The sequence below is a fragment of the Methanococcoides sp. LMO-2 genome, from assembly GCF_038432375.1.
Classification (GTDB): Archaea; Halobacteriota; Methanosarcinia; order Methanosarcinales; family Methanosarcinaceae; genus Methanococcoides; species Methanococcoides cohabitans.
Map to the genome: position 1 here is coordinate 709,613 of NZ_JBCAUS010000002.1, position 15,206 is coordinate 724,818.

16 protein-coding genes are annotated in these 15,206 nt (G+C 44.4%); 4 read left to right on the forward strand and 12 right to left on the reverse strand.

Annotated features, from left to right (window positions below; genetic code table 11):
* Positions 1-40: 40 nt before the first annotated feature.
* Both WOA13_RS03580 and WOA13_RS03585 read right to left on the reverse strand, forming a co-directional pair.
* Positions 41-1,201, reverse strand: a complete 1,161-nt coding sequence (locus WOA13_RS03580; protein ID WP_342126888.1) for a tRNA (guanine(10)-N(2))-dimethyltransferase — start codon at positions 1,199-1,201, stop codon at positions 41-43.
* Positions 1,202-1,230: 29 nt separating this feature from the next.
* Positions 1,231-1,677, reverse strand: a complete 447-nt coding sequence (locus WOA13_RS03585) for a cupredoxin domain-containing protein (RefSeq protein ID WP_342126617.1) — start codon at positions 1,675-1,677, stop codon at positions 1,231-1,233.
* Between the two features lie 137 nt (positions 1,678-1,814).
* Between WOA13_RS03585 and WOA13_RS03590 the strand changes: the two genes are divergently transcribed.
* From WOA13_RS03590 to WOA13_RS03600, 3 genes are read left to right on the forward strand one after another with little or no spacing between them, the layout of a single operon-like run.
* Positions 1,815-2,393 (forward strand): XRE family transcriptional regulator, encoded by a 579-nt coding sequence (locus tag WOA13_RS03590; RefSeq protein WP_342126618.1) that lies wholly within the window; start codon positions 1,815-1,817, stop codon positions 2,391-2,393.
* Positions 2,394-2,403: 10 nt separating this feature from the next.
* Positions 2,404-2,805 carry an acyl-CoA thioesterase gene (locus WOA13_RS03595; RefSeq protein ID WP_342126619.1) on the forward strand — a complete coding sequence of 134 codons (402 nt, stop codon included), beginning with the start codon at positions 2,404-2,406 and terminating at the stop codon, positions 2,803-2,805.
* A 35-nt stretch (positions 2,806-2,840) separates the two neighbouring features.
* Entirely contained in the window at positions 2,841-4,484 is a 1,644-nt protein-coding gene (locus WOA13_RS03600) for an AMP-binding protein (protein WP_342126620.1), read from the forward strand.
* A gap of 129 nt (positions 4,485-4,613) precedes the next feature.
* Here the strand turns inward: WOA13_RS03600 and WOA13_RS03605 are convergent, their stop codons facing one another.
* The gene (locus tag WOA13_RS03605) at positions 4,614-5,006 is read right to left on the reverse strand and encodes a thioredoxin family protein (RefSeq protein WP_342126621.1); all 393 of its coding nucleotides are present in this window, start codon (positions 5,004-5,006) and stop codon (positions 4,614-4,616) included.
* 96 nt (positions 5,007-5,102) lie between these two features.
* On the reverse strand, positions 5,103-7,001 hold the full coding sequence (locus WOA13_RS03610; protein ID WP_342126622.1) for a formylglycine-generating enzyme family protein: 1,899 nt from the start codon (positions 6,999-7,001) through the stop codon (positions 5,103-5,105).
* 239 nt (positions 7,002-7,240) lie between these two features.
* Here WOA13_RS03610 and WOA13_RS03615 point away from each other — a divergent pair, with 239 nt between their 5' ends.
* Entirely contained in the window at positions 7,241-8,605 is a 1,365-nt protein-coding gene (locus WOA13_RS03615) for an MATE family efflux transporter (protein WP_342126623.1), read from the forward strand.
* A 110-nt stretch (positions 8,606-8,715) separates the two neighbouring features.
* Here the strand turns inward: WOA13_RS03615 and WOA13_RS03620 are convergent, their stop codons facing one another.
* From WOA13_RS03620 to WOA13_RS03655, 8 genes are all read right to left on the reverse strand, one after another.
* Complete coding sequence (locus WOA13_RS03620) at positions 8,716-10,107, reverse strand: tetratricopeptide repeat protein (RefSeq protein WP_342126624.1); 1,392 nt, start codon at positions 10,105-10,107, stop codon at positions 8,716-8,718.
* Between the two features lie 231 nt (positions 10,108-10,338).
* Positions 10,339-10,746: a 30S ribosomal protein S6e gene (locus tag WOA13_RS03625; RefSeq protein WP_342126625.1), complete on the reverse strand. Its 408-nt coding sequence runs from the start codon at positions 10,744-10,746 to the stop codon at positions 10,339-10,341.
* An 86-nt stretch (positions 10,747-10,832) separates the two neighbouring features.
* Entirely contained in the window at positions 10,833-12,608 is a 1,776-nt protein-coding gene (gene infB / locus WOA13_RS03630; protein ID WP_342126626.1) for a translation initiation factor IF-2, read from the reverse strand.
* 159 nt (positions 12,609-12,767) lie between these two features.
* Entirely contained in the window at positions 12,768-13,217 is a 450-nt protein-coding gene (ndk, locus tag WOA13_RS03635) for a nucleoside-diphosphate kinase (protein ID WP_342126627.1), read from the reverse strand.
* 13 nt (positions 13,218-13,230) lie between these two features.
* Positions 13,231-13,419: a 50S ribosomal protein L24e gene (locus WOA13_RS03640; protein WP_048205002.1), complete on the reverse strand. Its 189-nt coding sequence runs from the start codon at positions 13,417-13,419 to the stop codon at positions 13,231-13,233.
* A 5-nt stretch (positions 13,420-13,424) separates the two neighbouring features.
* Complete coding sequence (locus tag WOA13_RS03645; protein ID WP_048205001.1) at positions 13,425-13,640, reverse strand: 30S ribosomal protein S28e; 216 nt, start codon at positions 13,638-13,640, stop codon at positions 13,425-13,427.
* 22 nt (positions 13,641-13,662) lie between these two features.
* Positions 13,663-14,016: a 50S ribosomal protein L7Ae gene (gene rpl7ae / locus WOA13_RS03650; protein ID WP_342126628.1), complete on the reverse strand. Its 354-nt coding sequence runs from the start codon at positions 14,014-14,016 to the stop codon at positions 13,663-13,665.
* Positions 14,017-14,232: 216 nt separating this feature from the next.
* The gene (locus WOA13_RS03655; protein ID WP_342126629.1) at positions 14,233-15,078 is read right to left on the reverse strand and encodes a hypothetical protein; all 846 of its coding nucleotides are present in this window, start codon (positions 15,076-15,078) and stop codon (positions 14,233-14,235) included.
* Positions 15,079-15,206 lie beyond the last annotated feature (128 nt).

Here is a 15,206-nt window from a genome sequence, read left to right on the forward strand (position 1 = left end):
GATCGTTCGTAATAACATAAATTAATGTAAGCCCACCGGGTTACAGTGACCTGAGGACTTCATTTATGCTATCAAGATCCGCATCCGTCTTAAAGGAAGTACCAGTAAAATGTGTCCTCGAAACGCTGGCTCCTGTGGCCCTTAGCGCTTCGATAAAAACATCCATAGCAGGTGCTGAAACACCGAGCTTTTTGCACATAAGGTGCTGGTCATAAAAGAAAGGGAGATCCAGTTCATCCCTGCATGCTTCAATGATCTTCTTTCCCTGCACTTTTTGTCCAAGCTCAAGGGATTCGATCTCCAGAAGGACCTCATCGCAGAATTCCTTCTCGTGAAGCTTTCCAAGCCACAGGGGACCTGCCACCTGCATATTGCTTTCACAGGAAGGACAGGTATCATTTATAACAGCAGCGATGCCGTTGAAGAACTTCCTCTGGCCGCATTGTTCACAGTGGACGAGGAACCCAAGGTTCCTCAAGGTCCTGTCGGCCTGCTTTGCACCTTTTTTGACCTGAAGATAACTGCGCACATAATGTCTTGTGGCATGTGAAAGCAGAGGTGTCATACCCTTGTCATGCTTTGCAAGTTCCCTTGCAACTTTACCAAGGAGAATACGCACGCCCATCTCACTGTGGAACTCGTTGTTCAAAGGCACAGCAGCATATTTTCTCATCCCTGAATTGAAATGTGCACCACAAAGAGGTGCAGTGTCAGTAGCCGTAACCTCAAGAAGATGCACAACTGACCGTGTTGCAGCATCCAGATAAGGTGCAGGACTTCCAAAAGGGTCCAGGTCCACAATATTGAAACGCCTCTCATGCATCAGCACGTTAGCATTCTTGCATGTGGCCTCTGCGATCTCCGAAAGACCGGTAAGTTCGATATTCTCAAGAATAAGCTCAAAGGCCTCATCACTCCAGTCGTTCAACGTTACTGAAACACCGACCTCATTGGCAATACGAAGTCCCCTGATCCCCGATGCGGACATGGTATCAACATAGCTTATGTCTGATATCCCGATATCCTTCTGGGCTGAAAGCCTCTTTGCATACGCTAAAGTTGCCACGACGGATATATCGCGGTTCAACTCCATGTGAGGATTATAGAATACCGGTGCTTCAGATGGCGGAAAAGATACGCCCTCTGGAGGCACCGGAACAAGGACCGTAGTTGTACCTTCGGTGACCTTTGTGCTCTTCATCTGCATAGTGCACGCTGTACATTCCGCCATCATTTAACGATAACGGTATGGTTCATAGCATCCCATGGAGGAACTGTGAAATTATAGGCACCCTTCTCAGTGAAGGTATAGTTGAACTGCATACCTGGAGCAATCCTCTCTTCTTCCCAGAGATTGTCTTCACTGATAACCTCAAATAGTATTTTCCTCTCTTTCATCTCGTTTCTCCAGATGATAGTATCTCCCCTATTGATCTCAAGATAATTAGGTATTGCAGCATACCTATCCAACCTTCCAAGCCTTATCATGTAAGTCTGAGGTTCTATGACATCTCCGTTCTCATCAACAGGAACATTATCATCCTCTGAGATGTTCTCATCAGGAACATCTACAGGAGTTTCATTATCGACAGGAACTTCGTCCCCATTGTCCCCGATACATCCTGCCATCAATAAAGATGATAGCACCAATATCAATACCAGTATTTTACTTTTCATTTGAATTCACAATGATATATTTGGTTTTCAATATCTTATAAAGGTTGCCTGAAAAGCTGACAGATACATATTTAAGTTACGATTCTAATTTGAAATACCATTTATTTGCGTTGACCTATGCGAAAGAGGTGAATGAATTGACAGAAAAAAACAGCGTCGGAGAGAAAATACGCCAGTTCCGTGAAACAAAGGAAATGTCCGTGGAAGAGCTGGCAAAAGAAAGTCAGAGCAGTGTGGAACTCATAGAGAAACTTGAAGCAGGTGAACTAATTCCATCATTGACACCTCTTTTGAAGATCGCACGTGCACTGGGAGTACGTCTGGGCACATTCCTTGATGATATGCCACAGACCGGTCCTGTCGTCGTAAGGAACGGAGCTTCAGCCAATGTAGTTCGCTTTTCAGGAAAATCCAGGAACCCTGAAGAGAGTGCACTCGAGTTCCACTCACTTGCAGCAGACAAGCAGGACAGGAACATGGAGCCATTCATCATTGATGTCCATCCGTTCAGCCATGAAGAGGAGCATGAGCTTTCATCCCATGAAGGAGAAGAGTTCATCTATGTCCTCAGTGGAAACATCGAAGTGACATATGGAAAGGAGAACTATGAACTGTCCGCAGGAGACAGCATCTACTATGACTCCGTTGTGCCACATGACGTCCATGCAACAGAATCAGAAGCAAGAATACTTGCTGTAGTCTACACACCTTTCTAAGGGATAAGAAATGTTCGTTACAACTGTGACACCAAGATTTGGCGACATCGATGGCCTTGGCCATGTAAACAATACCGTACTTCCGGAATGGTTCGAACTTGCAAGGAACCCTTTATTCAGGATGTTCCAACCTGACCTTGACCTGAGTTATGAGAAGTGGAACCTGATAATGGCAAGGATCGACTTTGACTTCCTTGGGGAGATGTTCTTTGACGGGGACGTTGAAATAAGGACCTATGTCCAGAGACTCGGCAACAGTTCCTTCACATTATTACATGAGGCCTGGCAAAAAGGTGAGTTAAAGACAAAGGGAACTGCCGTTATAGTGCATTATGATTTCATTAACAAGAAATCAGTCCCATTACCGGATGACATCAGAGAGGCATTAAGTGAACACCTCGTCACGGATTGAATAAGGCGAACGAACAATAAAAAGGACCTGATATCATGCTATTTACTGAATCTACTATTGGCGAGTTCTTTGAGGAACAGGTTAGGAACGACCCTGACAGGGATTTCATAGTCTATCCTGACCGAAACCTGCGCTTTTCATACCAGGACTTCAATGAAAGGGTCGATGACCTTGCAAAGGGACTCATGTCCATAGGTATCACAAAAGGTGACCATGTCGGTATATGGGCACGTAATGTCCCTGACTGGCTGACCTTCCTGTTCGCAACTGCAAAGATAGGGGCAGTACTGGTCACAGTGAACACCGCATACAAGAGCCACGAACTTGCCTATGTCATGAAACAGTCTGACATGAAGGCGCTGGCTATCGTTGATCACTTCAGGGATGTTGATTACGTAGAGACCGTCTACGACCTGGTGCCGGAACTGAAGACGTGTAAGAGAGGAAAACTCAAGAGCGAGGAATATCCAAACCTCGAGAGCGTCATATACATCGGACAGGAAAAGCACAGAGGAATGTACAACACATCCGAACTTCTTCTTCTCGGAACGCATATTGACAGGGACGAGCTGGACCGCATCAAGAAGACGCTCAACTGCGAAGATGTCATCAACATGCAGTACACTTCAGGAACGACAGGCTTCCCGAAAGGTGTAATGCTAACACACAAGAACATCCTCAACAACGGATACTACATAGGAGAGAGGCAGAAGTTCACAGAAGAGGACAGAGTGTGTCTCCCGGTTCCATTGTTCCACTGTTTCGGAATCGTTCTCGGTGTTCTTGCAACCCTTACCCATGGCGGAACCCTTGTGATGATCGAACTGTTCGATCCGCTCCTTGTACTGGCAGCTGTCCAGAAGGAGAAATGTACCGCACTTTACGGTGTCCCGACAATGTTCATCGCAGAGTTCTCACACCCAATGTTTGAGATGTTCGACATGTCCTCCTTGAGAACCGGTATCATGGCGGGATCACCATGTCCGATCGAGGCTATGAAGAAGGTCATCGATGAGATGAACTGTAAGGATATTACAATAGCTTACGGCCTCACAGAAGCATCGCCTGTGTTCACCCAGACAAGTACTGATGATACAATTGACCGCCGTGTAAGTACCGTGGGCACTTCAATGGACCACATCGAGGTCAAGATAGTGGACCCTGAGACCGGTGAGATCGTCAAGCCCAACGAACAGGGAGAGATATGCTGCCGTGGCTACAACGTAATGAAAGGCTACTACAAGATGCCTGAAATGACCGAGAAGGCCATTGATAAGGACGGATGGCTGCACAGCGGCGACCTGGCAACGGTCGATGAGGACGGCTATTACCGCATCACAGGCAGGATCAAGGATATGATCATCCGTGGCGGGGAGAATATCTACCCGAGGGAGATCGAGGAGTTCCTCTACACCATCGACGGCGTAAAGGATGCACAGGTAGTCGGTATCCCTGACGAGAAATATGGTGAGATCGTAGGTGCATTCGTGGTCCTCAACGAAGACTCTGACCTTACACCGACAGACATCCGTGACTACAGCCTTACAAAGATCGCACGCTACAAGGTCCCGAAACACGTTTTCATCGTTGAGGAGTACCCACTGACAGCAAGCGGAAAAGTTCAGAAGTTCAAACTGCGGGATCTGGCACTGGAACTTCTGGAGAATAAGGACGAATAAGTCAGAAATGATCAAAAGGGTCTTTAGAAGGCCCTTAATATTCTATTTTTAGTACCCGACAATCGACTCTGTTTTTCAATAGAGACTTTAACTACGAATATTCATTCATTCATTCATTCATTCATTCATTCATTCATACAGAGAGATATCGTACTTCAGTTTCGTGACATTAGCAGCACATTTTGCTCCGTTTTTAACGAAATCCTCGATATGCCCCTTGAGTACTGAAGGATGTGATACTCCGGCAAGTCCCAGAGTCACACTTCCACCACAAAGGAAAACAAAGCTGGGCGTTCCTTCAACTCCATACCTTTCCGCAGTCCAGGGATTCTGTTCTGCATCGATCTTAATGAACTTGCAGGACTTGCCGAATTCCTCTGCATAGTCCTTAAAATAGGGATCTATTGCCTTGCAGTGCGGACATGTTGTAAGATAGAACATAACCACTACCGGAAGTTTTTCCTTTTCGACCAGCTTTTCCCAGTTTCCATCAGTTGCTTCAGCGATAAGTTCGTCCTGCATAATATCCCCAATTAATTAATGCCAGTGATGAAATAAATAATTCATGTACAAAAAAGGAAATTGTACAACGTTATATCTGAAATCTGCTTATGTGTATCAGAGATCCATAACAAGGCGGAATCCAACATTATTTCGACGGAGATCCGATTCGATGGATGTACGGCTGGCAGAACGACAGGTGTTGGGATCTGCATTCAGACTGCCACTCCTCAGTGTCCTTAGATCAGGAACACCATTGTTCCAGGCAGTTCCATCATCCGGAGCACCTTCATAATCTAAATGCCATTCATCCTGGACAAATTCGTAGACATTACCATGCATATCATACAGGCCCCATTCATTAGGATTAAGATGCCCTGCTGAATAAATATCGCCGCTATACCATGCATATTCTGATAAATAGGTTTCATTGTCCCCGAAGTAATACCTGGTTTCCGTACCTGCCCTGCAGGCATATTCCCACTCAGCTTCAGATGGAAGACGATATTTGTCCGTGCTCTCCATTGAATTCAGTTTTTCGACGAAATCCTGTACCTCATCCCATGAAATTCCTTCAACCGGACGGTTATCACCTATAGAATAAGAGGGATTACTACCCATGACCATAGCCCATTGCTTCTGAGTGACCTCGTATTTACCCATATAATAAGTATTTTCGATCGTCACTTCATGGGCAGGCCCTTCCCTGTAATAATATCTACCATTTTCATTGTCAGGCGAGCCCATCAGGAACTCACCCTCCGGAATAAGTACAAATTTCATACCAATAGAATTGATATATTTCTCAGGTATTTCCTGCAAAGCCATTACTTCTTCATTGTTGGCAACTTCATCATTACCATTTTCAGATGCAGTAACAATTGAATTCTTATCCAATGCTTCCAGATATTGAGATGGAACTGCTTCAGAATCATCAATAAGGGGAATTAAAACAAAATTAACGACCAAAAAGACTGCTACTATGACACCCATCCATTTAACCAGAGTGCCTTTCATCGATTTATGCGGTTTCACAACATCCTGCCGCTTTTCCTTCGCATTTTCCTTTTCTCTCTTTAAACGCTTATCTGCAATCTGTTTTTTTGAAGACATCCCCTGTTTATTATGTAACCTGGAATCTACCTTCTTCTTTTTTGCCGTCTTGCCATTCTCTTTGTGGAATCGGGCGTCCTTCTGCATTTTTTTCCCCACAGCTTCCTGTTTCGTAGAGAATTTAGCATCTTCAACCTGCTTTTTTAGTGTATTTTCCCGTATTTGATTAGAATGAGTATCTGAAACCTGATCTTTTGAAGCATTGCTAAACTCATTACGGGACTTATCGTCTTCAAATCCATTTAGTGGTAATTCTTCCTGCTTTTTCTGGGAAAAAACTTCACCAAGCTGCTCAATTTCCGGCTCATTCCACGCTTCCAACAGATTTTCATCGTCAAGCTGCTTTATTTCTGCTTCATCCCACTTTTTCAAGAATTCTTCTTCACGACGCTTTCTTTCTTCTTCATCCAGCTCATCCCACAATTTTCCTCCTTCATTTCGTTTTCTCTTTTCCTCTTCATTTTCTCTCCACATCCTTGTTGCTTCCTGCAACTTGGTTTCAAAATCTGTAGCCCCTAATCCCTTTGATAGCATAGGGTCTAATTCAGTTTTATTGGAAGAAGAGGGAAGAGAAGTAGAGGAGGAAGAAGAAGCTGAAGACGGTATGGAACTCTTGCCAGGTTTAATGATCTGTTTACTGACCCCGTTCAGTGGAACATTTAAATCAGCATCTAATGGCGATGTAAATGCAACCCAGCCATCCACCAGATAAACTTTATTAGCATTTGCAATATTAATGTGTTCAAAACGTGTGGCTTTCTTGCCGCCACCTATACTTGATGCCGGAAGCTCACCACCATAGTTTCCATCAGGATAAACGTACTTAACTCCCTGATAGCAACCCCACTCTTCTGCCTTTTTACATACAGATAGGGGTACTTCCACCCCGAGTTCGTTCTTCATGATATTATCCCTTTAATATCATCCATTACATATGCATCCGCCACAATAAACCTCTCTGATTATCGTCACATTAATTGATCTGCTGATATATCTGATACTCACCAATATAATATCCATAATATTCATATATGTAACTAACTTCTCCGAGTTCACCATTTCTTTCACAATTCCAACTAATATAAGTACAAGAAGTTCTCTATCAGGTAATCCTTCAAAACAGCCTGAAAGAGAATTAGAAAATGCATGCTAAAGATGTGATGCTCGGAAATGAATCCATAGGCAACCTTATAGTCAAACTTTCTGTACCTGCGATCGTAGGACTGATGGTACAGGCACTATACAACCTTGTGGACACAATTTTCATCGGAAGAGGATTGGGAGAGCAGAGCATGCTGGGAATTGCAGGAATCTCCGTGGCTTTCCCGGTACAAATCCTCATGATGGCAATAGCCCTTGGAGTTGGGATCGGCGGTTCGTCCATAATCTCAAGATCTCTTGGGAAGAAAGATATATTGAAAGCCGAGAGAACGGTTGCCAACATGATAACACTGGTACTCGTAGCCAGTATTGCTTTCACAGCACTTGCTTTAGTATTCCTTGACCCCATGCTGAAGGTATTTGGTGCATCAGATACAGTACTTCCTTTTGCCAATGAGTACACCCGCTACATAGTCATAGGGACGACATTCTTCACATTCTCGGCAGCAATGAGCAATGCAATACGTGCAGAAGGAAATACGCGTTTTGCAATGGCCATCATGGTCCTGTCCAGCATTGCAAACATCATCCTTGACCCCCTGTTCATCTTCGAGTTCGGAATGGGAGTAAAGGGAGCAGCCATTGCCACTGTGATATCACAGGTTATCGGTTGTATCATGGTCATCTACTATTATGCAAGTAGTATGAGCAGGGTGAACCTGATAATAGCCTACATGAGACCGGACACGGGAATACTTTCCGAGACCATTTCCATAGGAATGTCAGAGTTCGTGTTCAATGTTGTGGAGAGCAGCCTCTTCCTTCTCTTTAACCAGAGCCTGCTGTTCTACGGAGGAGATGTGGCCATCGCGGTCTTTGGTATCGTCATCAAGGTGTTCATGCTGACACTCATGCCTATAATCGGAATAAAACAGGGAATACAGCCTATCGTGGGATATAACTACGGAGCGAACGAGTTTGCAAGGGTCAAAAAAACGATATCCCTTTCAAACTACATCGTCACAGGAATATGCATCCTAAGTACCGTAGTAGTGTTCCTCATACCGGGGCAGATCATGCGTATTTTCAGCAATGACCCGCAGCTCATAGAAATGGGAATCACTGCCCTGAAGATATCATTCCTGATGATGCCATTCATCGGTTACCAGGTGGTAGCCACAGCCCTGTTGCAATCCCTTGGCAAGTCAAAGGGATCACTTATAGTCACACTTTCCAGGCAGATCATATTCCTCCCACCGCTTGTGATAATACTGCCCTGGTTCTTCGGACTCAATGGCATATGGATATCATTCCCTATATCGGATTTCCTTGCCTGTGTGGTTGCGGTTCTTATTACAAGAAAAGAGATCTCCATGATGAAGCATGAAAATGCGGAAAAGGTATGAAAAACAATAACAGATCAGAAAAAAGAAAATGGAAATCCCAGTGATTCCCATTATTCAATGGTAAACAGATGTTTTCTATATTTCACCTGTTCAACCACTTAATTGTCAAATTATTTAGCATCCTGCTTCTTCTTCCGGTAATAGAAATATACCACAAGTGAAGAGAAAGCAATTAGAATTAATGCGATTGAAAGCGGACTTCTGAGCCATCCCATCTTTAGCTGGGCCTCGACCATTTTCTTGCCTTCAAGGGCTCCTTTGTCCTCAGGATCAATGACTAGAGCTTCTTCGAAGGATTCCAATGCATCCTCGTGGTCACCAAGCTCATAATGGCTGTAACCCTGACCGATGAGTGCAAGGGAATGATCTGGTTCGATCTCAAGAACAGATTCAAAGGCAGCAAGTGCTTCATCATAGCGTCCAAGGTCATACAGCATACGACCAAGGTTGTAAAGAGCATCCGCATCACCTGCAAATATCTCAACAGACCTTTCATAGGACTCCAGTGCATCTTCAGGGAAACCAAGCTCAGAATAAGCATCACCTCTGCCGGCCCATGCTTTTGCATAGTTTGGATCAGCATCTATTGCTGCATCAAAGACCTCGATAGCCTGCTCATATTCTCCAAGAGCAAAGAGTGAGAAACCTTTTCCACTTAATGCCTTTACGTAATCCGACTCAATGGCTATTGCATTATCAAAGGCCTCTATTGAATCCTCATATTTTCCCATCTCGTAGAGAGAGTAACCTTTGCCTGACCACGCTGAAACATATTCAGAGTCCTTTGAGATCACATGGTCGTAAGCAGCAATGGCATCTTCATAGAGCCCAAGACCATAGAGAGCATCCGCTTTTCCTACCCATGCAACCAGATATTCCTCATTCAGGCCAATGGCAGTCTCAAAATTATCGAGTGCTTCTGAGTAACTGCCCATTCTAAGAAGTGAATAACCCTTACCTGAATATGAGTAGATGAACTTTTGATCGATAGACAGGGAAGTATCGTATGCTTCAATAGACCCTGCATACTGCCCAAATTCATAAAGTATCCTTCCTTTCCGGTACCATATCTGGGCATCATCGGCACCAATGGCCGTTGCTTCATCATAAATAGTCCAGGCTTCCCCATATCTCTCAAGTTTTATGAGAGAATCCGCCTTGCCTGCATATGCATTCATAGAATTGGGATCATACTGGAGAGCATTATCATAGGCTTCTATAGCTTTCTCATAGTCACCAAGATAATAATGTGCATCTCCTTTTCCCAGCCATGCAGCCGCATGTGTCTGGTGTAATGAGATCGCAAAATCGAATGCGTTCAAAGCACCTTCGTAATCTCCTTCTTCAAGCATATCATTCCCGCTTGCTACCCATTCCGTCACAGTAGAAGCACTTACGGGAACCGACAGCAACATCAATAGAAATAAAAGTGAAACTGGAAGAAGCAATTTCCTTTTAAGATCTGATCTTTTCATTCCGACCAATTTCATATCGTTTGACAACTAACCACCTTTGTAAATTATTAAATATAAATTAAAAGTATAATCTAAGAAATAATGCATCAGATATATGTTTTTTCAGTGAGCAAAGAAAAGAGAAAAAGACTTGATAATAAAGCTACCGGATTAAATCCGGCTTAATTCAACCCGAAAACAGGGCATATCCACTGCTAAAGAAGATATTTGTAAGATTATAGTCTAATTAGTAAAAAAAGATAGAAAAGAGTGAGAATATCACTCTTCTGCAGGTGCTTCTTCTTCAGCGCCGCCACCGAGGATATCCTCAATGGACTTGTCGCCATAGCCGGTTACCTTTGTGTTGATCTGGGTAAGATCTGTTGCGATCTCCCTTCCACGAAGGAATTTCCTGCGGCGTACACCTTTTGCTTTTGCTGAATAACCTACGCCTCTTGCAACGAGGACCTTCTGCCTCTTTGAACCTGGAAGGTCAGGGCTCATTACGAAACCACTGTTATCGGTACCGCCTGTAATAGTAAGGGTGTAACCGTCCAGACCTACTGTTGAACCATCCACTGTCTGGCCAATAGCCCTGCCGATGAACTGATTTGCCTCAGCACCAGTGATATCGAACTGATAGGTCTTGGTCTTTGGATCTGAAACTACAACTTTGAAATCTGCCATGATTTGCCTCCGAATATTAGTAATATTTAATGTATTTTTAAGTTAATTTGAATCTGGTATATGTCTAACAGACATCTGTTTTATATTTATTTCGCCCAGAAGGGGTTACCCCTTCTTTTGATCTCAAGGAATGCATCCATTGCGTCTAATTCGTCCGCCGAAAGTGAATCGTAAAGTTCATGCTCAAGGATCTTAGCATGTCTTTCAGGTATGTTCGCATGCAGGATATCGCCTTCGTGTATCTGCCTTCCCACTGTGGGACCTTCAATACTCATAGCAACTTCCATGCCTATGCGCGCTTCACCAACATTCTCACCGTGGGATTGCAGGCCTTTTATAGTACCTACAACGGTGCCGTCCTCAGTGGCCACATCGACCTTGGTTCTGGCAACACCGCCTATGATCCTTACACCCACGACAGCCGGTTTGCTCTGCCTGAACGTACAATCAGGCATAATGGTAAACATCGCCGGCTTAACGATGGTCTCAGAGATAGCTTTCTCAGATAGTGCACGCTGCTCTTTGATCCAGTCCTTGTAATCGTCAATAAGACGATAGATGACATCGTTCATGAACAACTTGACATCCGTAGATTGCAACTTCTCCTTTGCATCAGGAAGAATGTTAACATTGAATCCGACTATTACAGAGTGGAGTGGTTCCTCAATAGCTGAAACTTCCACGATATCCCTGTTGGAGATATCACCCACATCTGCCTTACGGATAGGGATCTCTTCTTTTTTCAGCTCATTCACAAGAGCTTCAAGGGAACCGATCGTGTCTGCCTTTATGGTTATACCACTCTGGTCAGTGTCGATCTGAACATCCTCTACCTCGCTGCGAACCTCTTCAACAACAGTATCAAGGGTATCAGGGGTCGCTACTCTTACAGAACCACCCGAAAGGGCTCCATCGAGATTTGGTGCCGAGATCTTGATACCAATAGCAGCCGTTACCTTGCTGACCTGCTTGAACTTGTCCTCAACATTGATCTCCGAAAGGACACGGGGTTTAAGAACTGCACGTACTTTGGTCTGTATGGGATCACCAAGGCTTCCAACAACAATAGTGTCGCCTTTTCTCAGTGTGCCGTCGTAAAGTATAAGATCAATAGTGGTTCCAAGACCACGCTCTTCTTTCACTTCAAGTACGGTTCCAACACCAGGACCTTCTGCATCGTAATGCAGATTAGATTCCAGGAATCTCTGTGCCAGTCCAAGGAGTACCATCAAAAGATCAGGAATCCCTTCTCCTGTCATAGCACTGATAGGTATGACACCGATGTTGTGCTGGAAATCAGCCACACGATCATATCGGTCCGAGCTGAAACCATGATTATACAGTTCACCTACGACCTCATAGAACTTGGTGTCCAGGCTTGCCCTCACATGTTCACTCTGCTTGTTGTAAGAAGCCAGGAAAGGAGCACCTTTTTGCGGGTTCCAGCCATGGATCTTGTCGATCTTGTTTGCAACCACTATAAAAGGTGTTTTATGCTGCTTCAATATGTGCAGACTTTCAATGGTCTGGGGTTTGAAACCCTCATTGATGTCCACGATAACAACAGCAAGGTCTGCAAGAGCTCCACCACGACTCCTCAGGGTCGTAAAAGCATGATGGCCGGGAGTGTCAATGAACAAAAGTCCCGGAACGATGAACCTATTAAGCAGACCGGGATCACCACATTTCTCCACAATGGATTCAATAGGAACCTCTGTTGCTCCTATGTGCTGGGTTATAGCACCAGCTTCTCCGGATACAACAGCACTTCCGCGAATGTTGTCGAGCAGTGAGGTCTTTCCGTGGTCTACATGCCCCATCACACATACGATTGGGGTCCTTAAGTTATCGTTTACGGCCATAGTGCAAATTCCTCTGGAATAATCATATTGATCTGATCAGCGAAAAATATAGCAGGGCCTTAAAAGCCCTTTAAAGATGCCATCTGCATCAGGCCGGAAATCTGCCGACCTGAAGCTTCCGAACACCATTTAGTTGTCAGATGGTTAGATCCTTTGAGCTTACTCGTAAAGCTGTCCTTCATCGATCCTGGTGTAGCCTGTGATCTCAGACTCTTCGAAGTGAAGAGCGATCTCACGTTCTGCTGACTCCGGAGCATCGGATGCGTGGACAACGTTCCTTCCGGTCTCAATTGAGAAGTCACCACGAATGGTGCCTGGTACTGCCTCTACAGGATTTGTCGCGCCGTTCACAGCACGCATGATCTTGATAGAGTCCTTACCTTCAACAACCATTGAAACGGATGGACCAGAGGTCACATATTCAACGAGTGAAGCGAAAAATGGCCTCTCAGAGTGCTCTTTGTAGTGCTCCTTTGCGATAGCCTCGTCCATTACATTCATCCTAAGAGCTGCGAGCTTGAGTCCTCTCTTCTCGATCCTTGAAAGAATTTCACCGACAAGACCGCGCTGTACGCCATCAGGCTTGACCATAACATAAGTTCTTTCCATCAGATACACCTACTTATGCTTTCTTCAGGAATATTCTGCCCTGTTCTGTCCAGACAGTACGCCTTGGAAGTCTTCCAAGATCGAAGTTGCCCTTGCACTTTGAAGAACAGAAATAATAGGTAGAACCGTCCTTCTTTGCGAACAGTAAGCCGGTTCCCGGCTCAAGCAACTCGCCACAGAATGAACATTTTCTCTGTTCCATTATCATCACCTGGTAGTTAATTTCTTAGCCTCTCTTGATGTCTCCATAAGCATGAAAACATCGCCAATCCTTACCGGACCTACACAGTTCCTTGTAATGATCCTGCCCTTGTCACGACCCTCAAGTACCCTGCACTGGATCTGGCTTGCTTCACCATGCATACCGGTGTTGCCGATCACATCGATAACCTCGGCTGCAAAGCCTGTATCATCATCTGCCATTTGAGATGCCTCCGGTTATCGTTTATTTGAGTGCAGCTACTTTCTGTGCAACGTCTTCTACAAGTTCGCTGCCCTTACCTGCATCAGTGATCACAACAGCTGCACAGCCAACTCCGATTCCACAGGCTGCACCAAGCTCTTTCTGCTGCTTAATAAAAATGTATGGGGTATTCTTTTCCTCACAAAGAGCAGGGATATGAGCAACGATCTCAGATGGCTCGATGTCATCTGCAATGACAGCAAGTTTTGTAATGCCTCTCTCGATAGCCTTTGTTGCTTCGTTTGTACCTTTCTTGATCTTACCGGTGTCTCTTGCGAGTTCGATTGCTTCAAGTGCTTTATCTGCTAATTCGTCAGGAACGTCAAATTTTGCCATGTTTATATTCTCCTTCGAAACCGTATCTTATGCTACGGCTTGTCATTATTCATTGTGATTCACTTTAGTAAGAAAGGGTATTTTCCCTAATGGGACCACACTTACATCCACCAAAGTATTTGCTATGAATCGTGACAGTCACATATATAGCTTGCGCCAAAATACGACACATATCACGTAAAAAAGATGAACAAAGAAAAGAAGGTGAGAAAAGTCTCACCATGCTGGCTCCATGGCCAGGGAATAGAAATTGGATACATCTGAAGTTACAGTAACTTTCAGGATATCGTCCTCTGAATATACATCATAGGATAGAGCGCGTTCTGAACTGTTAGCTGCAAGAGCTGTTACATTGTTCATAGTACCTTCTGTTGGGTTAAGGTAGACCGTGGTCCTTGAGAGAGTTGATTCATCCTCAAAATTTAACTCAAAGTAGTATTGATCTGCAAAACCGTCATCCACTACAATCAACTGTTGTACCTCAGCCCCAGGATCTGTGAATTCGAGGATCCTGCCAAACTCAGTATTTGGTGCAGCTTCACCTTCGATTGCGTCAAGAGCAAACTCAAGTTGAGATTTCTCACCAAACAGCATTGGTTCACCAACCACATTGTATACATTGTTCCCACGTGACAGGAGCTGGTATCCGTTATACAGTTCAGGAGCAAGGTAATATTGGAATGCTACGACCTGCGGTGAGATCGAATGCATGTTAAGTTCTGTTCCATTAATGTATTGTGCGCGATACATCTTAGTGACCTGTGCTCCATAGATACCATCAAGCTGTGAGGTGTTTCCCGTGATCAGCTCTAGTGGAGTGCCACTGATAGCCTGGAAATCAAAATACTGCACTGCAACAGCATCCTCAGCTGTCAGTGCAAGTCCGTCTTCAATAGAGTTCAGTTCGTAGTCCACATGCTTGCCAGGTATGGAATCAAAACTGGCTGCTTCAAAAGACGAACTGTCCCCATTTGCCTGGTTCGAATTCCCAGTGAAAAAGAAAGGCAATATGGACATGACCATAATGACCGCTAAAAAGATCGCTATATATTTCTGATTCATTTGTACACTCCGTGATAAACATTAGAAGTACTTCAACAGAAGCACTCGTTTAAAAGCTGGAACATCCTATCTACATACTCGTATATAAGGCTCGTTGTTGTGTTCCGGCATACAAAAAGAAAGCATAT

What these genes read in the sequence shown, in the direction of transcription:
- WOA13_RS03595 (WP_342126619.1), top strand. Translation starts at nt 2,404, where the DNA reads ATGTTCGTTACAACTGTGACACCAAGATTTGGCGACATCGATGGCCTT.
- WOA13_RS03625 (WP_342126625.1), bottom strand. Translation starts at nt 10,746, where the DNA reads ATGGCAGATTTCAAAGTTGTAGTTTCAGATCCAAAGACCAAGACCTAT.
- WOA13_RS03580 (WP_342126888.1), bottom strand. Translation starts at nt 1,201, where the DNA reads ATGAAGAGCACAAAGGTCACCGAAGGTACAACTACGGTCCTTGTTCCG.
- WOA13_RS03585 (WP_342126617.1), bottom strand. Translation starts at nt 1,677, where the DNA reads ATGAAAAGTAAAATACTGGTATTGATATTGGTGCTATCATCTTTATTG.
- WOA13_RS03655 (WP_342126629.1), bottom strand. Translation starts at nt 15,078, where the DNA reads ATGAATCAGAAATATATAGCGATCTTTTTAGCGGTCATTATGGTCATG.
- WOA13_RS03615 (WP_342126623.1), top strand. Translation starts at nt 7,241, where the DNA reads ATGCATGCTAAAGATGTGATGCTCGGAAATGAATCCATAGGCAACCTT.
- WOA13_RS03605 (WP_342126621.1), bottom strand. Translation starts at nt 5,006, where the DNA reads ATGCAGGACGAACTTATCGCTGAAGCAACTGATGGAAACTGGGAAAAG.
- ndk (WP_342126627.1), bottom strand. Translation starts at nt 13,217, where the DNA reads ATGGAAAGAACTTATGTTATGGTCAAGCCTGATGGCGTACAGCGCGGT.
- WOA13_RS03600 (WP_342126620.1), top strand. Translation starts at nt 2,841, where the DNA reads ATGCTATTTACTGAATCTACTATTGGCGAGTTCTTTGAGGAACAGGTT.
- infB (WP_342126626.1), bottom strand. Translation starts at nt 12,608, where the DNA reads ATGGCCGTAAACGATAACTTAAGGACCCCAATCGTATGTGTGATGGGG.
- WOA13_RS03645 (WP_048205001.1), bottom strand. Translation starts at nt 13,640, where the DNA reads ATGGCAGATGATGATACAGGCTTTGCAGCCGAGGTTATCGATGTGATC.
- WOA13_RS03610 (WP_342126622.1), bottom strand. Translation starts at nt 7,001, where the DNA reads ATGAAGAACGAACTCGGGGTGGAAGTACCCCTATCTGTATGTAAAAAG.
- WOA13_RS03640 (WP_048205002.1), bottom strand. Translation starts at nt 13,419, where the DNA reads ATGGAACAGAGAAAATGTTCATTCTGTGGCGAGTTGCTTGAGCCGGGA.
- rpl7ae (WP_342126628.1), bottom strand. Translation starts at nt 14,016, where the DNA reads ATGGCAAAATTTGACGTTCCTGACGAATTAGCAGATAAAGCACTTGAA.